Raw genomic sequence first — 20,299 nt, forward strand, 5'->3', positions numbered from 1 at the left:
GGGAGGGCATGTTGAGGGTCGATGGATAAAGGCTATGCCCGCCCGACCATGAAAGCGCGCGCCCTCCGCAACAATGCGACGGATGCTGAACGCGCGCTTTGGCAGGCCATCAGCGCACGGAAAGTGCGTGGCGTTCGTTTTAATCGCCAAGTGCCGATCGGCCCCTTTATCTGCGATTTTGTGGCGCGGTCTATCGGGCTGGTGATCGAGGTTGACGGCGGACAGCATAGCGATGAAGCCGATGCAGAGCGGACAAATTATATAGAGGCGCAGGGTTTCCGCGTGGTCCGCTTCTGGAATAATGACGTATTGAACAATCTGGATGGCGTCATTGCGGAGATTGGTGGCGTGATCGCCGACATGCCCTCCCCCGACCCCTCCCGCAGGCGGGAGGGGAGCTTTCTTCGCGATAAGTCATGAGCCTCACCCCGCAATGGCTGGACGAGTTACGGGCGCGCACGGCGTTATCGACCCTTATCGGCCGCACTGTGAAGGTGCAAAAAGCCGGGCGCGAATATAAAGCCTGTTGCCCCTTCCATAACGAGAAAACGCCTAGCTTCACCATCAACGATGAGAAGGGCTTCTACCATTGTTTCGGCTGTGGCGCGCATGGGGATGCGATCCGCTGGATGACCGAGCATCGCGGCCTGCCCTTCATGGAGGCGGTGAAGGAACTGGCCGCTACCGCCGGCATGGACGTGCCAGCGCCTGATCCCCGCGCGGCGAAACGGGCGGAGCAAGCGAAGGGGCTGCATGATGCGATGGCGGCGGCACAGGGCTTTTTCGAGGCGCAGCTTGGCGGGGTCGATGGAGGCGAGGCGCGTACCTATCTGGGGAAACGCGGGATCAGCGAGGCGACGCGGCGGGCCTTCGGCTTCGGCTATGCGCCGGACGCACGGGGCAAGCTGAAAGACGCGCTCGGCGAATTTGGCGAGCCGATGCTGGTCGAAGCGGGGCTGCTGATCGACCCAGATGGGGAGCGAGACGCCTACGACCGCTTCAGGGGCCGCCTCATGCTCCCGATCCGCGACATTCGTGGGCGCGTAATCGCCTTTGGCGGGCGCATCCTGGGGACGGGCGAGCCCAAATATCTGAATTCGCCCGACACGCCGCTGTTCGACAAGGGGCGAACCCTCTACAATATCGACAAGGCGTCGCCCGCCAGCCGACAGAGCGGCCGTGTGATCGTGGTCGAAGGCTATATGGACGTGATCGCGCTGGCGCAGGCGGGGTTTGCTGATGCTGTGGCCCCGCTCGGCACCGCGCTGACCGAACATCAGATCGAACGGCTGTGGAAAATGGTCGAGGTGCCGATCCTCTGCTTCGACGGCGACAGCGCGGGGCAGAAGGCCGCGATCCGCGCGGCGACCCGGGCGCTACCCTTGCTGCGGCCGGGGCACAGCCTCTGTTTCGCCACGCTGCCGACGGGGCAAGATCCCGACGACCTGATCCGCGACAAGGGCGCTGCGGCGATGGAGAGCGTTTTGGGCGCAGCGCAATCGTTGATCGACCGGCTCTGGAGCCATGAGGTCGCCGCCGCACCGCTCGATACGCCCGAGCAGAAGGCGGCGCTCAAGCAGCGGCTCCGCGCCCTCTCTGACTCGATCCAGCATCCCGACGTGCGCGCCCATTATGCGCACGAGTTCCGCCAGCGTTATGACGCCCTCTTCTTCGCCCGGCGTGACTCGACGCCGGCGCAGCGCGCAGCCGCCGGCGCGAACCAGCGCTGGCAGCGCGACAAGCGCGGTAACTGGAGGCCGCCTTTGCCGCCGGCTGGCACCGAAGCCCGCGCGATCGGGCAGAGCGGGATGGAGCAAAGGCTGCTGCGTGCGACGCTCGCCAGCCTGCTGCGCCATCCCGAGCAGATCGCGCCGCATCGGGAGATGCTGGCTGGCCTTACGATCGCCGATCCGGTGCTGGCCGATCTGCTCGCGGCGATGATCCGTTGCTCCTTCCACAAAGAAACAGTTGAAACGCAGGCCCTCCTTACCATATTGGGCGAAGGTGAAGTGTATAATAGGGCCAGGGGAATGCTCCGGGCCGACACGTTCACACTCACCCCGCACAGGATGACCGCCGACCCGGATCGCGTTGCGCGCGATCTGGAGGAGGCCATTCGGGTGATGGCGCAGGGGCCGGAGCTGGACATGGCGCTGGTGGAGGCGACGAAGCGGTTCGAGAGTGACGTCAGCGAGGAAAATTTCGCTGAGCAGCAGCGCATAATGGCGCTAAAGGCCGATCACGATCGCCGGCTGGCGGAACTGGCGCAGCCCGCAGAGAATATATGACATGGCACCGCCCTGACATGGGGCGGCGGAGTTAAGGCGAATAGATGGCGACCAAGGCGAACAGCAAGAATAACGGCGCGGGCGATGGGGAGGATGGCGGCGACGCCCCCCTGCTCGACCTCAACGAAGCGTCGGTCAAGAAGCTGATCGCGCGCGCGAAGAAGCGCGGCTATCTGACCTATGACGAGCTGAACGACGCCCTGCCGCAGGATCAGATGTCCACCGACCAGATCGAGGACATCATGGCCGCGCTCAACGAAATGGGCGTCAATATCGTCGAGAATGAGGAAGCGGGCGAGGACGGCGACGATCAGCGCGACGATTCGGACGACGAGACGGCGGACGACGGCGCCGAGGACGACGGCCCGAAGCTCGTTACCGAGAAGAAGAAGGAAACGGTCGATCGCACCGACGATCCGGTGCGCATGTATCTGCGCGAGATGGGCGCGGTGGAACTGCTCAGCCGCGAGGGCGAGATCGCGATCGCCAAGCGGATCGAGGCCGGGCGCGACACGATGATCCTGGGGCTGTGCGAAAGCCCGACCACCTTCAACGCGATCATCGAATGGTCGACCGCGCTCAACAATGGCGAGATGCAGCTGCGCGAGATTCTCGATCTCGACGCCATGCTCTCGAAAGACCCTGCCCCGGAAAGCCTGGAGGAAGGCGCCGAGGATGATGACGGCGAGATTAGCGAGAAGACCGCCGGCCCCAGCTTCAAGGAAGAGGAGGAGCCCGAGGAAGAGCCCGCCGACGCCGATGAGGATGAGGACGGGCTGACCGAGCGCCGCACCCGCCGGGCGGAAGAGGATGATGAGGAGGATAACACCCTCTCCCTCGCGCAGATGGAAGAGACTTTGAAGCCGATGGCGCTGGAGAAATTCGCGACCATCACGGAAATTTTCCGCAGCTTTTCCAAGGCGCAGGAAGCGCGCATCACCGCGATGGCGAATGGCGACACACTGAGCCAGAAGGCGGAGGACGATTATCAAGCCCTGAGAGAGAGCCTGACCGCCGAGGTCGAGAGCGTTCAGTTCCACCAGCAGAAGATCGAATATCTGGTCGATCAGCTCTATGCCTATAACCGCCGCCTGACCGCACTCGGTGGTCAGATGCTTCGCCTCGCCGAGCGCCATAAGGTCAGCCGCAAGGATTTCCTCGACCGCTATGTCAATCATGAGCTGGACGATGGCTGGCTCGACAAGGTGCAGGGGCTCGACAAGAAATGGGCCGCCTTCGCCGCCGCCGAAGGGCGTGCGGTCGATCGCATCCGCAATGAGGTGAGCGAGATTGCGCAGGCGACCGGCATGTCGCTGAGCGAGTTCCGGCGCATCGTCAACATGGTGCAGAAGGGCGAGCGCGAGGCGCGGATCGCGAAGAAGGAAATGGTCGAGGCGAATCTGCGCCTCGTCATCTCGATCGCCAAGAAATATACGAACCGTGGCCTGCAATTCCTTGATCTTATTCAGGAAGGCAATATCGGCCTGATGAAGGCCGTCGATAAGTTCGAGTATCGCCGGGGTTACAAGTTCAGCACCTATGCGACCTGGTGGATCAGGCAGGCGATCACCCGATCGATCGCGGATCAGGCGCGGACCATCCGCATCCCGGTCCATATGATCGAGACGATCAACAAGCTGGTTCGCACCAGCCGCCAGTTCCTGCATGAGCAGGGCCGCGAGCCGACTCCGGAGGAGATGGCCGAGCGCCTCTCCATGCCGCTGGAGAAGGTGCGCAAGGTGATGAAGATCGCCAAGGAGCCGATCTCCCTCGAAACGCCGATCGGCGACGAGGAGGACAGTCATCTGGGCGACTTCATCGAGGACAAGAACGCGATCATCCCGGTCGATGCCGCGATCCAGGCGAACCTCAAGGAAACGGTCACCCGCGTCCTTGCCAGCCTCACCCCGCGTGAGGAGCGCGTGCTACGGATGCGCTTCGGCATCGGCATGAACACCGATCATACGCTGGAGGAAGTCGGCCAGCAGTTCAGCGTGACCCGCGAGCGCATCCGCCAGATCGAGGCGAAGGCGCTGCGCAAGCTCAAGCATCCGAGCCGGTCGCGGAAGATGCGTTCTTTCCTCGACCAGTGAAATAAAAGCGGATCGGTAAAGCCGAATTAACCATCATCGACGCAAAAGGGCGGCTTACACGGCCGCCCTTTCCGTATTTATACACCGGACGTTTACTCCGATCGCCTATGGTGCCGCTTAAACCCCGCTCATGTGGGGCAGCACAGGGGTTCGGCATGAGTGAAGCGGCACCGCGATATCAGTTCGGCGACATCGCGCGCATATTGGAAGCGCTGGTGGCCGCCGACGGGACCGCGGCCCACGCTTATGCCACCCGCGCCAGCACCGGCGTATCGCGCGAGGCGCTCCTCTCGCTCGCCGATCTGGCCGACGCGGCTTATTATCTTTGTCTGCTCCATGGCCGGCATCCGGGCGTGATCGACCATGCCGCCACCCGATCCGCCGACAATGACGCGCGCCAGTGGCTAATCGAGGCGGCGGACGGCTTCGCGCGGGAGCGCTCCTATCTAACGCAGGTAACGGTCGCCGCCGGCCCCGCTCCCAGCACCGCCGGCCAGGCCGATTGCGAGACGGTGGTCAGCCAGCAGCGCCACGCGCTCGACATGCTGGCCCAGTCCGACCGGCGCGGCTGCGCGATGGGCGCGGCCATGGCCCTGGTGCTGGACTGGCGCGCGGTGCGCCATGTGCTCGACATGGCAGCGATCCGCGCGGGGCTGGAACCGCAGACCTGCACCCTGCCCGACCGCGCCGCCACGCTGACGGTCGCACGCGCTGTGGGCGGGGATGACGCCATCGATCGCGCGATCCAGTTCGGGGCGCGCCAGCTCCTCAACCAGCATCGCGGCCTCTGGGATCTGCTCGCCGCGCGCGCCGACCTGCGCGCGCGACAGGGCTGACCCTTTCCGTATTGCGCCGCTCCGCCGCTTTCCCTAGTCCGGTTGCCAATGGCAACGGAGTGGACGAGCGAATATGCGGTTTGAAGGCACGCAGGATTATGTCGCCACCGACGATCTGAAGGTTGCGGTCAACGCCGCCGTGCTGCTGCGCCGGCCGCTGCTGGTGAAGGGCGAACCGGGCACCGGCAAGACTGTTCTGGCGCAGGAAATCGCCAATGCGCTGGACGCCCCGCTGATCGAATGGAATGTCAAATCGACGACCAAGGCGCATCAGGGGCTCTACGAATATGACGCCGTCGCTCGGCTGCGCGACGGGCAGCTCGGCGATCCGCGCGTGCACGACATTGCCAACTATATCCGCAAGGGCAAGCTGTGGGAGGCGTTCACATCGCCCCGCCTGCCCGTCCTGCTGATCGACGAGATCGACAAGGCCGATATCGAATTTCCCAACGATCTGCTCCAGGAACTCGATCGCATGGCCTTCCACGTCTATGAGACGGGCGACACGATCGCGGCGGCGGAGCGGCCGGTGGTCGTCATCACCTCCAACAATGAAAAGGAACTCCCCGACGCTTTCCTGCGCCGCTGCTTCTTCCATTACATCAAATTCCCCGATCGAGAGACGATGGAGCGGATCGTCGCGGTCCATTTTCCCGGCATCCAGAAGATCCTTGTGTCGCGCGCGATGGACATATTCTACGAAATTCGTGACATTCCTGGCCTCAAGAAGAAGCCGAGCACGTCCGAGCTGCTCGATTGGCTGAAGCTGCTGCTGAACGAGGACATGCCGCTGGATGTGCTCCAGAACAGCGATCCAACCAAGGCGATCCCGCCGCTGCACGGGGCCCTGCTGAAAAACGAGCAGGATGTGATGATGTTCGAGCGCCTCGCCTTCATGGCGCGGCGGCAGGGGCGCTGAGCGATGCCGCACGCAGCAGGATGTCTTTGCGGCCAGGTCCGCATCACGATCGACGCCGATCCGATCGCGGCGCGCATGTGCTGGTGCCGGCTGTGCCAATATCTTGGCGGCGGATCGGCTACGGTGAATGTCGCTTTCCCGTCCGACAAGGTGACAACGGAGGGAAAGCTGAGCTGGTATGCCAGCACCGCCGACAGCGGCACGTCGATGCGGCGCGGCTTCTGCCCCGAATGCGGGACACCTGTCTTCAGCCTCGCCGAATCGCGGCCGCACCTGACCTTCATCCGCGCAGGCGCGCTCGACGACCCGGCGCTGATCGCCCCGCAGGCAGTGATCTGGACCAGTGCCGCGCCTGATTGGGCGCATCTCGACCCCGATCTGCCCCATTATCCGGCGCAAATTCCGCCCGTCACCTGAAAAAGCCGCTTGCGCGCGTCGGTTCAGGCGATAGCCTCCAATCCCAGAAAATGAGGCCGCGCCAAGACGGTCTGATCTGGAGACGGATGCCAATGCCGAAGCGCGCCTTGATCCTGCTGTCCGCCTTCCTGGGCGTCACCGCGCCATCTCTGGCGCAGGCGGGCAAGGATGCGGAAGCGTGGACGCCGAACGAGACCATGATCCGCGCCAACGCGGCCGGTGTGTCGCTGCCGCAGACCGTGGCCGGCCTATCGCTCAGCAAGAGCGGCGAAGCCTCGAACGGCGGGCGAGCCGTAGATAATTACGCCCAATATCTGTCCGAAGATGGCGCGATCCAGGCGACGCTTTATGTCTATATGCCCACTTATGCCGATGCGGCGCTTGCCGCTTACATGACCGACAAGGCGGTGATGGAGCGGTTCGGAGGGAAGACGCGGCGAACCGCTTATGCGAGCGTCGCCGCCGCCGGTCAGCCAGGACGCGCGATCCGGGCCGTGTATGACGACGCGGCGGACGGCGCGCTGACCACGGCGGCGGGCTTCGTCCATGCCGGGCGCTGGATCGTCAAGCTGCGCGTTACCGGCCCGACCGAGCGCCGGACCGAGGTGCTCGCCGGGCTGGACGGGATGCTGGCGCAGTTGACGTTTGACGATAGCGCGTCGCTCCATGCCGCTACCCCTGCGCGCTTCGCCGCCTGCCCCGGCCCGGATCGCGGCGACGCCCGGCTTAGCAAAATGGCGGCGCCGACAACCACGCAGGAACCGCGCATACCGCGCGACGGCAAGGACTCGCTCTGCGTTCGTGGCACCGTGACGAGCGGCGAGGGCCGCTTCGACATGCTCCAGCAAGCGGGGCGCGCCGACGGCGCGGTGATCGTGCCGGTCGATGACAGCGGCACCGTCCTCGCCTTCGATCCCACCAGCGACGGACGCGGCTACAGTCTTGCCATCCACATGGTCGGACAAACCGATCTTTACAACACCTATGACAGGGTGCCGAGCCCCGGCCAGATCGCCGCGATCATCGACGGCAAAGACCCGCAGACCGCGCAGGCGCAGGTCACGGCCGAATATGCGGCGAATGGGCAGGTGACGGTCAGCCGGCTGACCGCCGCCGCGCCGCGCTGACGCGGCTTCCGCCCCAGCGCTGCGCATGATCCGATCGTCCGGCGCGACTCGCTTCGCGGGTATCCGCGCCCATCTGGAGGGACTGCATGTTAAGCGCGGCCCGCAGGCATGGGCGTTCGAGTTTCTGCTGTTCGGCTTCAAGCAGGGCTGGGCTTGCCTGTTCGGCGCGTTGATGCTGGCGCTGCTGCTGGCGACGCACCTTTTCTACCCACTCGATGCGCCGCTGCACCGCTATGATTTCCTGACGATCGCGGCGCTCGGCATTCAGGCGGCGATGCTGGCCTTTCGCCTCGAAAGCTGGGCCGAAGCGAAGGTGATCTTCGCCTTTCATGTCATCGGCACGATCATGGAATTGTTCAAGACGCAGGCTGGCTCATGGATCTATCCCGAACAAAGCCTGCTGCATGTCGGCGCGGTGCCGCTCTTCTCCGGCTTCATGTATGCGGCGGTGGGCAGCTATATCGCGCGCATTTGGCGCATCTTCGGCTTTCGCTTCACCCATTTTCCGCCAGTCTGGGCAACCGTCCTGCTTGCCACAGCGATCTACGTCAACTTCTTCGCCCATCACTGGCTGCCCGACGTGCGGATGGCACTGTTCGCGGCGGCGATCCTGCTGTTCGGGCGGACCTGGGTCATCTACACGCCCTGGCGGCGCCCGCGCCGGATGCTGCTGCTGGTCGGCTTCTTCCTCGTCGCGCTGTTCATCTGGTTCGCGGAAAATATCGGCACCTTCGCCAACGCCTGGACCTACCCGGACCAGCGCCATGGCTGGCAGATGGTGAGCATCGCCAAGCTCGGCAGCTGGTATCTGCTGATGATTATCTCCTTCGTGCTCGTATCGCTGGTCCATGGAATACGGCGCGACGATCAGATCAGATAGCCGACCTCATATAGCCCCCAGCGTCGCCCGGCGAAAACCAGCGGCACGAACACGCTGCGGAGCGCGCGATAGCGCCCCTCGCCCAGATCCTGCCGGTAGGTGAACAGGAAGAAATCCCCCTCCCCATCCAGTGCCCGGCGGGTCTGGCTGTCCATGAAAATCTGCCGGTTGCGGGCATGTTCCATGTTCCAGACCGCTTGCCCCGGCCGCTGCGGCTGCGACCGGGGGCTGATATGGGTCGGCAGATAACCGTTCATGTCGATGAGGCAACAGCCCACGACGGCCGCATCCTGCGCCGTGTGACGATCGAGCAGCGGCTGTATCCGCCGGTCGGCGAAGGCCGTGAAGTCGTTCAGATATTGCATCGGGTCCGCGCCCACGATGGGCTGATAGTCGGTGTCGAACAGAGCATCGAGGGTCAGCGCGCCTTCCTCCAGCGCCTGCGCGATCACGGCGCTGACCTCCGCCGCGCCATCCTCAGCCAGCGCGATGTAGCGGCTGTTGCGCGTCTGCTGCGGTCCATGGGCCGATCCGTTGAGCATGGCGTTCGCCATACCCTCCAGCTGTTCGAGCTGCGCGCGCGCGCCATCGACCCGCGTGGCGCTCTCGCCAGCCGAGCGACTGAAGCTGCCGAGCCCCTGCCGCAATGCCGCCACGTCCCCATCGGCAGCGTCGGTGCAGGTCACGATCGCCTGCGACCGGTCGCCGAACTGCGTGACGAGCGACGCGATCTCCGCCATGCTGAGCCGTAGCCGGTCGATATGGGTGCCGACATCTCGCCCCCGCACGATGTTCGATTCGACTCCGCCGATCAACGTGCGCGCGTCCTGATCCAATTGGCCGAGCTTATCGCCGACCGAGGCGGCATAATCGCCCGCCTGCCCCGCCAGACGCCGGATTTCGTCGGCGACCACGGCAAAGCCCTGCGTCGCCTCGCCACCGCGCGCCGCCTCGATCGCGGCGTTAACGCCCAGCAGGCGCGTCTGGCGGGCGATGGCGCTTAGCTGGTCGGATATGCCGCCGACTGCTTCGATGACCGCGAGGAATTGGCGCAGATGCCCCTCCAGCCCCGTCACATGGTCGACCAGCCCGGCAATTTCGTTGATCGACAGGCCGACCACCTCATGCCCTTCGGCGATGATCCGGCCGGCGCGGCGGGCGGTAAGGTTGAGTTCCTGCGCCGCAGCGACGCTTTCCGACTGGCTGGCCGCCAGCCGGTCCATATGCGCCTGCAATTCGTCCAGATGCGCGCGGTCGCCCTGAATGCGGCGGTTAAGCTCGCTCAGATATCCAGCCGTTTCGCTGCACTGCAATGCGATGTCGCCGGACCTTTCCCCCAGGTCCGCCAGCAAATCCCTGTTTTCCAAGCCCGCCCCGCTGCTGCCCCCGTCACGAGGATAGTGACGCATTAACCATGCACTGCAACACTTAATATTCGGACAACCGGTGTGGCTTGCATCGGCGGCGACGCTGGCCGACAAGCAGTGCCATGTTGCTCAACTTCCTCGACGCGCTGCGCGCCGCCGGTATCCCGGCCGGGATCAAGGAACATCTGCTGCTGCTCGAAGCGCTCGACCGCGACGTCATCGCCCGGCGGCCGGAGGATTTCTATTATCTCGCCCGCGCCACTTATGTGAAGGACGAAGGGCTGCTCGACCGCTTCGACCAGGTTTTCGCCAAGGTATTCAAGGGGGTGATCGGCGGCAACGGGATCGAGACCGAGATACCCGAGGAATGGCTGCGCCTCGTCGCCGAGAGATATCTCAGTCCCGAGGAGATGGAGAAGATCAAGTCGCTGGGCGGCTGGGACGAGATCATGGAGACGCTAAGGAAGCGGCTGGAGGAGCAGAAGGAGCGGCACCAGGGCGGCAGCAAGTGGATCGGCACCGGCGGCACGTCCCCCTTCGGCCATGGCGGCTATAACCCCGAGGGCGTGCGGATCGGCGGGGAAAGCCGCCACAAGCGAGCGATCAAGGTGTGGGAGAAGCGCGAATTCGCCAATCTCGACAACACGCGCGAACTCGGCACCCGCAACATCAAGGTAGCGCTGCGCCGGTTGCGCCGCTTCGCGCGCGAGGGCGCTGCGGACGAGATGGACCTCGATGAGACGATCCGGGGGACGGCGCGGCAGGGCTGGCTAGACATTCGCATGCGGCCCGAACGGCACAATGCGGTCAAGTTATTGCTGTTTCTGGACGTCGGCGGATCGATGGACCCGTTCATCACGCTGACGGAAGAATTATTTTCAGCCGCGACCGGGGAATTCAAGAATATGGAATTCTTCTACTTCCACAACTGCCTCTACGAAGGGGTGTGGAAGGATAATCGCCGCCGCTTTTCAGAGCGGACGCCGACGTGGGACATCCTCCACAAATATGGGCATGATTATAAGGTCATCTTTGTCGGCGACGCAGCGATGAGCCCCTATGAGATCAGCCATCCGGGCGGGTCTGGCGAGCATATGAACGAGGAGCCCGGCGCGGTCTGGCTCCAGCGGGTCGCGCATACCTATCCCGCAACGGTCTGGCTCAATCCCACGCCGGAAGCCTATTGGAGCTATAGCCAATCGACCAAGATGATCCGCGAGCTGATGAACGATCGCATGTTCCCGCTGACCATCGCCGGGATCGACGCGGCCATGCGGGAACTCACGCGCAAGCGCTAAACGCGCCGAAGGTCAGAGGATCGTCTGGCCGGTCTTCGCCCAGTCGGCGGCGAAGCCCTCCAAGCCCTTGTCAGTGAGGACATGCTTCGAGAGCATCTTGATGACCGAGGGCGGAGCGGTGATTACATCGGCGCCGATCTTTGCGCATTCCAGCACATGGATCGGGTGGCGCAGCGACGCGGCCAGGATTTCGGTGTCGAACTGATAATTGTCGTAGATGAGGCGGATGTCCTCGATCAGCTTGATCCCGTCGAAGCTGTTGTCGTCATGACGGCCGACGAAGGGCGAAATGAAGCTGGCGCCGGCCTTCGCCGCCAGCAGCGCCTGGTTGGCCGAGAAGCAGAGCGTGACGTTCACCAGAGTGCCGTCATCAGTCAGCGCCTTGCAGGTCTTGAGCCCATCGATCGTCAGCGGCACCTTGATGCAGACATTGTCCGCGATCTTCCGCAGGATTTCGGCCTCCTTCATCATCGTCTCATGATCGAGCGCGACGACTTCGGCCGAGACGGGGCCGTCCACCACGCCGCAGATTTCCGCGATCACTTCCATGAACTTGCGGCCCGACTTGTGGATAAGGGTCGGGTTGGTGGTGACGCCGTCGAGCAGGCCGGTGGCTGCAAGTTCGCGGATTTCGGCGATGTCGGCGGTGTCGACGAAGAATTTCATGAGAGGCTGCCCTTACGCGGAAAAGTGATTCGTTGGCAGGGGCTATAGCGTCCCCCGCCCCTGCTGTCCTACATGGGCAGAGAAATGTCCCGCGCCCGTGTCCTTCTGCTCAACGCCGCCCTTGGTCCGCTCGACTATCGCGTTCCGCACGGGATGCGGGTGGAAGCGGGCAGCATCGTCGTCGCGCCGCTGGGGCCGCGCCAGTTGATCGGCGTGGTGTGGGAGGAGGATCGCTTCCCCGATGTCGAAAGCGTGGGCGACAATCGCCTGCGCAACCTGCTGGAGCTGGTGGACGCGCCGCCGATCCCGGAGCCGCTGCGCCGGCTGATCGAATGGACGGCGGACTATTATCTCAGCCCCCCGGCTGCGGTGCTGCGGATGGCGCTGTCCTCCATGTCGGCGCTGGAGGGGGCGCGGACGGTGATCGAATATCGCGCGACCGGCGCGGTGCCCGAGCGCATAACCGAGCAGCGCGCGCAGGCTCTTGAAAGGATTGGCGAGCGCCAAGGGCTGATCCGCGAACTGGCGATGATCGGCGGGGTGAGCGACGCGGTGATCCGGGGCCTCATCAAACAGGATATTTTCGAGGCGGTGGAGGTGAGCGTCGATACGCCCTTCCCCACCCCCGATCCCGATCATGCACCGCCCGCTTTATCCGAGGCACAGGCGGCGGCGGCAAGGCAAATGGCCGACGCAGTGCGCGCCCACGACTTCGCGCCCTTCCTGCTCGATGGCGTGACGGGATCGGGCAAGACCGAGGTTTATTTCGAGGCGATCGCGGCGGCGATCCGCGCGGACGCCCAAGTGCTGGTGCTGCTACCCGAGATCGCTTTGACCGAGCCGTTCCTTGAGCGGTTCGAGAAACGGTTCGGGACGATCCCGGTTAACTGGCATAGCGGGCTGCGCCAGAGCGAGCGGCGGCGAGCCTGGCGCGCCATCGCGAGCGGACAGGCGCAGGTGGTGGTAGGGGCGCGGTCGGCGCTGTTCCTGCCCTATCCTAACCTCGGCCTCATCGTCGTGGACGAAGCGCATGAGGCGAGCTTCAAGCAGGAGGATGGGGTTCATTACCACGCCCGCGACGTGGCGGTGATGCGCGGCCTCATAGAGAAATTCCCGGTGATCCTGGCGTCGGCCACGCCGGCGATCGAGACGCGGCATCAGGTGGAGCTGGGCCGTTATGCGGAGATCAAGCTGCCCTCGCGCTATGGCGGGGCGGAGATGCCGGACATCCACGGCATCAACCTGCTGACCGACCCGCCCGAGCGCGGCCGCTGGATCGCGCCGGAGCTGGTGAAGGCGATCGACGAGACGCGGGCAAAAGGCGAGCAGAGCCTGCTGTTCCTCAACCGGCGAGGCTATGCGCCGCTGACCCTGTGCCGCCATTGCGGCTATCGCTTCCAGTGCCCCAATTGCACCGCCTGGATGGTCGAGCATCGGCTGACCCATCGGCTGGCCTGCCACCATTGCGGTCATGTAATCCCCGCGCCGCGCTTCTGCCCCGAATGCAAGGAAGAGGACAGCCTGGTCGCCTGCGGCCCCGGCGTCGAGCGGATCGCCGACGAGGTGAAGGCGCTGTGGCCCGACGCGCGCACCGCGATCGTGACATCCGACACGCTCTGGTCGCCGGCCAAGGTCGCGGACTTCGTGAAGTCGGTCGAGGCGGGCGACGTGGACATCATCATCGGCACGCAGCTGGTGACGAAGGGCTATCATTTTCCGAACCTGACGCTGGTGGGGGTGATCGATGCGGACCTGGGGCTGGAGGGCGGCGACCTGCGTGCGGCGGAACGGACCTTCCAGCAGATCGTGCAGGTCGCCGGGCGCGCCGGACGGGGCGAGAAGCCGGGGCGGGTGTTCATCCAGACACGGATGCCCGAAAGCGAGGTCATCAAGGCGCTGATCGACGGCGACAGCGAGCGCTTCTATGCCGTGGAGACGGAAAATCGCAGGCGGGCCAACGCCCCGCCCTTCGGCCGCTTCGCCGCGATCATCGTGTCGAGCGAGGATGCCGACGAAGCGGCGCAGACCGCGCGGCTGATCGGCAAATCGGCGCCGGTAATCGAGGGGATGCGCGTCTACGGCCCTGCCCCTGCCCCGCTTGCCGTGCTGCGCGGGCGCCACCGGCACCGGCTGCTGATCCACGCCAGCCGGCAGGTCGACGTGCAGGGCGCGATCCGCGAGTGGCTGGGCAATCTCGCCTGGAAATCGGCGACGCGGGTGGCGGTGGACGTCGATCCCTACAGCTTCATGTGATGGAGACGCCCTGCCGCAACCTCTGTGCGCTGGACGGAGCGAAGCGGTCCTGCACGGGCTGCGGCCGGACGATCCACGAAATCGCGCGCTGGAGCAGCATGACCGACGCCGAGCGCGCAGCGGTCATGGCGCGGGTGCGGGATTGGCCGCCGAGGTAGCAACCGGAGCAGCCTTCCTAGGGCGATGAACGACGATCGAGGCCTCCTCCTCGTGATCCTGCGGCGCGCCCAGATGCTGCGCTACGGTTCGCACTTCGGTGCAAGGGCGGTCCCGAAATAGGAAGGAGAGGATCTCGTGAACCCATACCCGCCGCCCCATCCGATAATACCAGCGGATGGCATGGCGTAACTTGGCGTCTCGATGCCAGAGCCAGCGGCGCACCGCGCGTGGCCGCAATTGCGCCACGGCTTCGATCAGTTTGACCCAAAGGAATAGCCGCCATCGCGGCATGGTGCGCATTGCCAGCACCTGATGCTTGTAATCCCATTTGGTCATATCGAGCTGTACGACTGGCTTGTCCGATGCCAGTCGATAATAGGGCGTCCAGCGATGCGGCGTCACGTAGAGCGCCTGTATTTGATCGGCGTCATAGGCGATCAGTTGGCGCAGGCCGCGAAACAGGTCGGCGTCGGTCTGATCGTCAAAGCCCGCAACCCAGGTGACCATCGATAAAATGTCATGTTCGCGCAGAAGCCGGATTGCCTCCCGATCGGTGGCGACGGCGCCGCCCTTGCGGATCAGCGCCAGCGTGGTTTCGTCGGTATTCTCCATCCCCAGCAGGAAGCGTTCAAACCCGGCCTTTTTGTACAGATGGAGTATGTCGGCATCGCGCACAATATCATCGGCACGGGTTGATCCCACGAGAGTGACTTCGATATTTTCTGCGATCAGAGCCTCCAAAAACGCCTTCCAGGGCTTGCGGCCGGCGCTTGGATTCTCGTCCGCGAAATTAAACACTTCCACGCCATGCTCGCGATGAAGCCAGGCGATCTCGCGGGCCAGAGCTACAGGGTCGCGATGTCGCCACCTGGTCCAGAAGCCACGCTGGCCGCAATAATTGCAAAGGTGCGGGCAGCCGCGCGAGAACTGGATAACGACGGCGCGCTTGCCGCCCCAATAGCTGTAGCGGCGGTGATCGATGAGTTCCCAGCCTATTCTGTATGCGTCAAGGTCGGTGATGACCGCAGCCGGAGACGTTCCGACTATCTCGTCGCCTTGTCGGAACGCGATGCCGGGGATGTTGTCCAGTGCCGCCCCTGCCTGCAAGGCCGCGATCAGGCGACGAACCGTCTCTTCGCCTTCTCCGCGCACGATGGCGCGGACATAGGGCTCGGCTGCGAGGATTTCCCGCCAGAAATAGGTGGGATGAACGCCGCCGTAGAGGATGAATGCTTCTGGCAGCGCCTTGGCTACGGCCGCCGCCACCGCGCTGATGATGGGCTGCGCCGAGGAGGAGCCGGAATGACCGAACAGAACGGCGTCCGGCGCGTGTCGGACAATGTCTTCGACGAGCTTCGGCAGCGGAACAGGACCATGCTCGCCATCGAGCAACGTCACGTCATGGCCGCTATCGATGAGCGATCCGCCGATATAAAGCAGACCCAGCGGCGGCAGTTGTTCCCTTGGTATCCGGCTGCCGATCGCCGGATGGGGAACATTGACCAACAAGATTCGCAAGATTGAAACCCTTTTCCCGATCGCCTCCTGTATCGCAATGACGGCTTCAAGCGACAGACATTTGGGCAAACCGGAGAGGAGAAGCCTAGCCGCCGCCCCTCTCCCGATTGAGCAGCGCCTGCTTGCGCTCCAGGCCCCAGGCATAGCCGCCGAGGCCGCCGTCGCTGCGCAGGATGCGGTGGCAGGGGATGAGGACGGCGAGGCTGTTGTCGCCGCAGGCGCTGCCGGCCGCGCGGGTGGCGGCGGGGCGGCCGACGGCGGCGGCGAGTTGCGCGTAGCTGCGCGTCTCGCCGGGCGGGATCGCGCGCAGGGCGGCCCAGACTGCCTGCTGGAAGGCGGTGCCGGCCACGTCCAGGGGCAGGTCGGGCACAGCCGCCGGATCATCGATCAGCGCGGCGACCGCCGCCGCCATGGCGTCGAGCGCGGCGTCGGCAGGGCGCAGTTCTGCCTTCGGAAAGCGCGCCCGCAGTTCCGCCTCGCCTTCGCCGAAGCTGATGCGGCACAGCCCCTTGTCGGTTGCGGCGACCAAAGCCGGTCCCAGGCTGCTGTCCACCACGCGCCAGCGGATGACGACGCCGCGCCCGCCATCCCGCCAGGCGCTGGGCGTCATGCCGAGATGCGCGCGCGCGTCGGCATAGGCGCGGCTGGGGGCGCTGTACCCCGCGTCGTAAATGGCGTCGGTCACATTGTCCTCCCTTGTCAACGCCGCCTTCAGCCGCTCGGCGCGCAGGGCGCGGGCGTAGGCGGCGGGGGTGAGGCCGGTCTCGCGCTTGAACAGGCGGTGGAAATGGTGCGGGGCGTAGCCGACATGCGCGGCGAGCGCGTCGAGGGCGGGCACCGCCTCAGCGTCGCGGAGGAAAGCGATGGCGGCTGCCACCGCAATGCGATCGCGCCCCAGCTCGTCCGGGCGGCAGCGCAGGCAGGCGCGGTATCCGGCCGCGCGCGCCGCCGCGCCGTCGGGCAGGAAGGTCATATTCTCCCGCTTGGGGTGGCGGGCGGCGCAGCTCGGCTTGCAATAGATGCCGGTGGAGGCGACGCAGCCGACGAACAGGCCGTTAAAGGCACGGTCGCGGCGCAGGAAGGCGTCCCAACAGGTGTCGGCATCCGGCAGGACGGGCGGAGGGGGCACGAGGGCGGTCATCTGGTTCATGGCCTATGCTATAAAGCGCGGGCGCGCGCCATGCTTCCCGCGCCTTGCGGCCAAACCGGGCGCGTTCCCCTTTTACCGATTGCGCGCCCGCCCGCTTCGCATATGAATGCGCGACGATGAATGCCTTCCTTCGCCGTGTCGCCCTGCTCCTGGCCCTGCTCGCTCCTGCCGCGGCGCGGGCCGAGCAACAGGATATCGCCGCCGCCGCGCGCGGGGTGGTGCGTGTGGCGCTGGTGGCGACGGACGGATCGGACGCCTATTTCGTCGGCCATGGCAGCGGCTTCGCCGTCGCGCCCGACAAGATACTGACCAACGCCCATGTCGTCGAACTGGCGCGCGAGGAAAAGAACCTTGTGATCGGGGTGATCCCGTCCGAGGGCACGAAGACCTATGGCGGGCGGATCATCGCTTATTCGCCGGGCAACGACCTTGCGCTCATCCAGCTGGAGGAAGGACGGCTGCCGGTCAGCACATTCTTCGCCGGCGCGGTCAGTGACGGGCAGCATGTCACCGCGATCGGCTATCCCGGCGCAGTCGATCGGGCGCAGGGGCTCGGCCTCAAGCAGCTGGTCGAGCCGCTGGCGACAGTCAAGACCAGCGGCAACATCTCTTCGGGCCGCGCGAGCCAGAGTTTCGACACGATCCTGCACACAGCGCCGCTCGCCGCCGGGAACAGCGGCGGGCCGCTGGTGGATGATTGCGGGCGGGTGCTGGGGGTGAACAGCTTCGGGTCGGTGTCGGACGGCAATGATGCCGAATTCGGCTTCGCCGTGTCGTGGCGGGAGATCGCCTCCTTCCTGCGGCAGGCGGGGGTTTCCTCGCTGCATACGGTCGTCCCGTGCCGGTCGATGGCGGAGGCCGATGCGGCCGAAGCCGCGCTGACGCAGCGGCAGGCGCAGGCGAGCGAGCAGAAGGAGCGGGCGGTGAGCCAGGCGCGCGAGCGGGCGCTGACGAAGGCGCGCGACGATGCCGAGCGGGACGTCATCACCGCGCGCGAAAATGCGATGGCGGGCGCGGCGGTGCTGCTGGCGCTTGCGGTGCTGGGTCTGTGCGCGGGCGGGCTGTTCTACACGCAGGGCAAGGAAAAACAGGCGACCTGGTTCCTGGCCGGCGGCGGGGTGGCGCTGCTGGCGGCGCTTGGCCTCTTCTTTCTGCGGCCGAGCTTCTCCAGCATCGACGAGCGGGTGAAGCTGCCCGATGAGAATGGCGTCACCAGCAACGGAGCGTTCGCCTGGGCGGGGGACAATGTCTGCAAGGTGGACCTTAACCGCAGCCGCCTCACCATATCGCAGCCCAATGACATCGGCTTCAACTGGGCCGAGGGCGGGTGCGTCGATGGCGATACGCAATATGTGGCGAACGGATCGCAATGGCAGCGCACCGCCATCCCGACCGAAGGCAATTATGTGACCGACAGCCGGTTCGACCCGGCGAGCGGCACGCTGCGGGTCCAGCGCTGGCTGCCCGATCTCGACACGATGGAGAAGCTGCGCGCGCTCACCAGGGACAAGCCGATCGAGGGCTGTAGCGCGGACACCGACCTGCTGGCGCGGGTGGCGGCGCTGCGCGGAGATGTGACAGCGTTGCTTCCCGCCCAGCCCAATGAACGCATCGTCTATCTATGCCAGAAAGGTCGGCTCGATCCGGCCAATCCTGCGCCCTGACCGTCATCAGGCCGCTGCGTCAGTCCGCTAAACACAGGCTATTTGCCACTTAAGATCGAATCGCGTCACATGACTTGCATAGTCATAATCGCACTGCTAACCGGCCGGGCGACAGGGGCTCGGGACGGCAACAGACCGCGCCCCCTTTTTGCATGACCGGCATGGACGATCACGCCGGTCCGTCAATTGGAGGACGGTAGAAGCGTGGAGACGAGCGGCGGTATTCAGGCCAGTCTCAGCGGCCGCTACGCAGTGGCGCTGTTCGATCTGGCGCGCGATTCTAACGCGCTCGACACAGTGGCTGGCAGCCTTGCGGCGTTGAAAGCGGCGATCGCGCAGTCGGCGGACTTCAAGGGTCTTATCAACAGCCCGGTCCTGAGCCGCGACGCAGCGGGCAAGACGATCGAGGCGGTCGCTTCCTCCATGGGGCTGGACAGCCTCACCACGAAATTTCTGGGTGTGCTGGCGCAGAACCGCCGCCTCGCGCAATTGCCCGCTGTCATCCGCGCCTATGAGACTTTGCTGTCGAATCACAAGGGCGAGGCGCGCGCCGAGGTGACTAGCGCCCACCCGCTTGACAGCGATCAAGTCGCGGCGCTTCAGCGCAGCCTGCGCGCCCGCGTCGGCCGCGACGTGTCGCTCGAAACGAAGGTCGACCCCGCGATCCTGGGCGGGCTGGTCGTCAAGATCGGCAGCCAGATGATCGACAGCTCCATCCGAACCCGACTGAACACCCTCGCCCAGGCGATGAAAGGCTAAAAGGCTCACATCATGGACATCAACGCCGCAGAAATCTCCAAGGTCATCAAGGACCAGATCGCCAATTTCGGCACCGAAGCGCAGGTGAGCGAAGTCGGTTCCGTGCTGACCGTGGGTGACGGCATCGCCCGCGTCCATGGCCTCGACAATGTCCAGGCGGGCGAAATGGTCGAGTTTGCCAACGGCGTGCAGGGCATGGCGCTGAACCTGGAAGCCGACAATGTCGGCGTCGTGATCTTCGGCTCGGACGCCGAGATCAAGGAAGGCGACACCGTCAAGCGCACCAGCACCATCGTCGACGTGCCCGTGGGCAAGGGCCTGCTGGGCCGCGTCGTGGACGGCCTGGGCAACCCGATCGACGGCAAGGGACCGATCGCCTATACCGAACGCAAGCGCGTCGAAGTGAAGGCGCCGGGCATCATCCCGCGCAAGTCGGTGCATGAGCCGGTGCAGACCGGCCTCAAGGCCATCGACGCTCTCGTCCCCGTCGGCCGAGGCCAGCGCGAACTCATCATCGGCGACCGCCAGACCGGCAAGACCGCCGTCGCGATCGACACCTTCATCAACCAGAAGGGCATCAACGCGGGTGACGACGAGAGCAAGAAGCTCTACTGCATCTATGTCGCGGTCGGCCAGAAGCGCTCGACCGTCGCGCAGATCGTCAAGCAGCTCGAAGAAAATGGCGCGATGGAATATTCCATCGTCGTCGCCGCGACCGCTTCGGAGCCCGCCCCGCTCCAGTATCTCGCGCCCTATACCGGCGTCACCATGGGCGAGTTCTTCCGCGACAACGGCATGCACGCCGTGATCGTCTATGACGACCTGTCCAAGCAGGCCGTCGCCTATCGCCAGATGTCGCTGCTGCTGCGCCGCCCGCCGGGCCGCGAAGCCTATCCGGGCGACGT

General features: G+C 65.0%; 18 protein-coding genes. 14 read left to right on the forward strand and 4 right to left on the reverse strand.

Annotation, left to right across the window (positions count from 1 at the left end; translation table 11 throughout):
* The first annotated feature begins 21 nt into the window (after positions 1–21).
* From V2B31_RS07210 to V2B31_RS07245, 8 genes are all read left to right on the forward strand, one after another.
* A complete protein-coding gene (locus tag V2B31_RS07210; protein WP_328276872.1) occupies positions 22–420 on the forward strand; it encodes an endonuclease domain-containing protein in 399 nt (132 codons plus the stop codon).
* Positions 417–2,288, forward strand: coding sequence for a DNA primase (dnaG, locus tag V2B31_RS07215; protein ID WP_328276874.1), 1,872 nt, complete (start codon positions 417–419; stop codon positions 2,286–2,288). The genes V2B31_RS07210 and dnaG overlap by 4 nt, the downstream gene beginning before the upstream one ends.
* Positions 2,289–2,332: 44 nt before the next feature.
* Positions 2,333–4,381: an RNA polymerase sigma factor RpoD gene (gene rpoD, locus V2B31_RS07220; RefSeq protein WP_328276876.1), complete on the forward strand. Its 2,049-nt coding sequence runs from the start codon at positions 2,333–2,335 to the stop codon at positions 4,379–4,381.
* A gap of 155 nt (positions 4,382–4,536) precedes the next feature.
* Complete coding sequence (locus tag V2B31_RS07225) at positions 4,537–5,217, forward strand: DUF6975 family protein (protein WP_328276878.1); 681 nt, start codon at positions 4,537–4,539, stop codon at positions 5,215–5,217.
* 73 nt (positions 5,218–5,290) lie between these two features.
* Positions 5,291–6,136: an AAA family ATPase gene (locus tag V2B31_RS07230; RefSeq protein ID WP_328276882.1), complete on the forward strand. Its 846-nt coding sequence runs from the start codon at positions 5,291–5,293 to the stop codon at positions 6,134–6,136.
* 3 nt (positions 6,137–6,139) lie between these two features.
* Positions 6,140–6,553, forward strand: coding sequence for a GFA family protein (locus tag V2B31_RS07235; RefSeq protein WP_328276886.1), 414 nt, complete (start codon positions 6,140–6,142; stop codon positions 6,551–6,553).
* 92 nt (positions 6,554–6,645) lie between these two features.
* On the forward strand, positions 6,646–7,680 hold the full coding sequence (locus tag V2B31_RS07240) for a hypothetical protein (protein ID WP_328276890.1): 1,035 nt from the start codon (positions 6,646–6,648) through the stop codon (positions 7,678–7,680).
* A 25-nt stretch (positions 7,681–7,705) separates the two neighbouring features.
* Positions 7,706–8,560: a DUF817 domain-containing protein gene (locus V2B31_RS07245; RefSeq protein WP_328276894.1), complete on the forward strand. Its 855-nt coding sequence runs from the start codon at positions 7,706–7,708 to the stop codon at positions 8,558–8,560.
* Here V2B31_RS07245 and V2B31_RS07250 read toward each other — a convergent pair.
* Entirely contained in the window at positions 8,548–9,912 is a 1,365-nt protein-coding gene (locus tag V2B31_RS07250; protein WP_328276923.1) for a methyl-accepting chemotaxis protein, read from the reverse strand. The genes V2B31_RS07245 and V2B31_RS07250 overlap by 13 nt on opposite strands.
* Before the next feature lie 137 nt (positions 9,913–10,049).
* Here V2B31_RS07250 and V2B31_RS07255 point away from each other — a divergent pair, with 137 nt between their 5' ends.
* On the forward strand, positions 10,050–11,225 hold the full coding sequence (locus V2B31_RS07255) for a vWA domain-containing protein (protein WP_328276898.1): 1,176 nt from the start codon (positions 10,050–10,052) through the stop codon (positions 11,223–11,225).
* 12 nt (positions 11,226–11,237) lie between these two features.
* Here V2B31_RS07255 and fsa read toward each other — a convergent pair whose 3' ends face one another.
* Complete coding sequence (fsa, locus tag V2B31_RS07260; protein WP_328276902.1) at positions 11,238–11,891, reverse strand: fructose-6-phosphate aldolase; 654 nt, start codon at positions 11,889–11,891, stop codon at positions 11,238–11,240.
* Between the two features lie 84 nt (positions 11,892–11,975).
* On the opposite strand from fsa, the gene V2B31_RS07265 reads away from it, so the two are divergent.
* Together V2B31_RS07265 and V2B31_RS07270 are read left to right on the forward strand one after the other, a co-directional pair.
* Entirely contained in the window at positions 11,976–14,144 is a 2,169-nt protein-coding gene (locus V2B31_RS07265) for a primosomal protein N' (RefSeq protein WP_328276906.1), read from the forward strand.
* Entirely contained in the window at positions 14,144–14,302 is a 159-nt protein-coding gene (locus V2B31_RS07270) for a DUF1289 domain-containing protein (RefSeq protein ID WP_328276908.1), read from the forward strand. The genes V2B31_RS07265 and V2B31_RS07270 overlap by 1 nt, the downstream gene beginning before the upstream one ends.
* Here the strand turns inward: V2B31_RS07270 and bchE are convergent.
* On the reverse strand, positions 14,268–15,812 hold the full coding sequence (bchE, locus tag V2B31_RS07275; RefSeq protein WP_328276910.1) for a magnesium-protoporphyrin IX monomethyl ester anaerobic oxidative cyclase: 1,545 nt from the start codon (positions 15,810–15,812) through the stop codon (positions 14,268–14,270). The two genes, V2B31_RS07270 and bchE, sit on opposite strands and share 35 nt — an antisense overlap.
* A gap of 94 nt (positions 15,813–15,906) precedes the next feature.
* Positions 15,907–16,971, reverse strand: coding sequence for a bifunctional DNA-binding transcriptional regulator/O6-methylguanine-DNA methyltransferase Ada (gene ada / locus V2B31_RS07280; protein ID WP_328276912.1), 1,065 nt, complete (start codon positions 16,969–16,971; stop codon positions 15,907–15,909).
* Between the two features lie 116 nt (positions 16,972–17,087).
* Between ada and V2B31_RS07285 the strand changes: the two genes are divergently transcribed.
* From V2B31_RS07285 to atpA, 3 genes are all read left to right on the forward strand, one after another.
* The gene (locus V2B31_RS07285) at positions 17,088–18,635 is read left to right on the forward strand and encodes a S1C family serine protease (protein WP_328276914.1); all 1,548 of its coding nucleotides are present in this window, start codon (positions 17,088–17,090) and stop codon (positions 18,633–18,635) included.
* Between the two features lie 204 nt (positions 18,636–18,839).
* The gene (locus V2B31_RS07290) at positions 18,840–19,394 is read left to right on the forward strand and encodes a F0F1 ATP synthase subunit delta (RefSeq protein WP_328276916.1); all 555 of its coding nucleotides are present in this window, start codon (positions 18,840–18,842) and stop codon (positions 19,392–19,394) included.
* Positions 19,395–19,406: 12 nt separating this feature from the next.
* Positions 19,407–20,299, forward strand: an 893-nt coding sequence (gene atpA / locus V2B31_RS07295) for a F0F1 ATP synthase subunit alpha (RefSeq protein ID WP_328276919.1), incomplete at its 3' end; no start/stop codon positions are given.

The organism is Sphingobium sp., assembly GCF_036170395.1.
Lineage (GTDB): Bacteria > Pseudomonadota > Alphaproteobacteria > Sphingomonadales > Sphingomonadaceae > Sphingobium.

Excerpts from the sequence above, each read along its gene's own strand:
- V2B31_RS07210 (WP_328276872.1), top strand. The coding sequence starts at position 22 with ATGGATAAAGGCTATGCCCGCCCGACCATGAAAGCGCGCGCCCTCCGC.
- dnaG (WP_328276874.1), top strand. The coding sequence starts at position 417 with ATGAGCCTCACCCCGCAATGGCTGGACGAGTTACGGGCGCGCACGGCG.
- rpoD (WP_328276876.1), top strand. The coding sequence starts at position 2,333 with ATGGCGACCAAGGCGAACAGCAAGAATAACGGCGCGGGCGATGGGGAG.
- V2B31_RS07225 (WP_328276878.1), top strand. The coding sequence starts at position 4,537 with ATGAGTGAAGCGGCACCGCGATATCAGTTCGGCGACATCGCGCGCATA.
- V2B31_RS07230 (WP_328276882.1), top strand. The coding sequence starts at position 5,291 with ATGCGGTTTGAAGGCACGCAGGATTATGTCGCCACCGACGATCTGAAG.
- V2B31_RS07235 (WP_328276886.1), top strand. The coding sequence starts at position 6,140 with ATGCCGCACGCAGCAGGATGTCTTTGCGGCCAGGTCCGCATCACGATC.
- V2B31_RS07240 (WP_328276890.1), top strand. The coding sequence starts at position 6,646 with ATGCCGAAGCGCGCCTTGATCCTGCTGTCCGCCTTCCTGGGCGTCACC.
- V2B31_RS07245 (WP_328276894.1), top strand. The coding sequence starts at position 7,706 with ATGATCCGATCGTCCGGCGCGACTCGCTTCGCGGGTATCCGCGCCCAT.
- V2B31_RS07255 (WP_328276898.1), top strand. The coding sequence starts at position 10,050 with ATGTTGCTCAACTTCCTCGACGCGCTGCGCGCCGCCGGTATCCCGGCC.
- fsa (WP_328276902.1), bottom strand. The coding sequence starts at position 11,891 with ATGAAATTCTTCGTCGACACCGCCGACATCGCCGAAATCCGCGAACTT.
- V2B31_RS07265 (WP_328276906.1), top strand. The coding sequence starts at position 11,976 with ATGTCCCGCGCCCGTGTCCTTCTGCTCAACGCCGCCCTTGGTCCGCTC.
- V2B31_RS07270 (WP_328276908.1), top strand. The coding sequence starts at position 14,144 with ATGGAGACGCCCTGCCGCAACCTCTGTGCGCTGGACGGAGCGAAGCGG.
- ada (WP_328276912.1), bottom strand. The coding sequence starts at position 16,971 with ATGAACCAGATGACCGCCCTCGTGCCCCCTCCGCCCGTCCTGCCGGAT.
- V2B31_RS07285 (WP_328276914.1), top strand. The coding sequence starts at position 17,088 with ATGAATGCCTTCCTTCGCCGTGTCGCCCTGCTCCTGGCCCTGCTCGCT.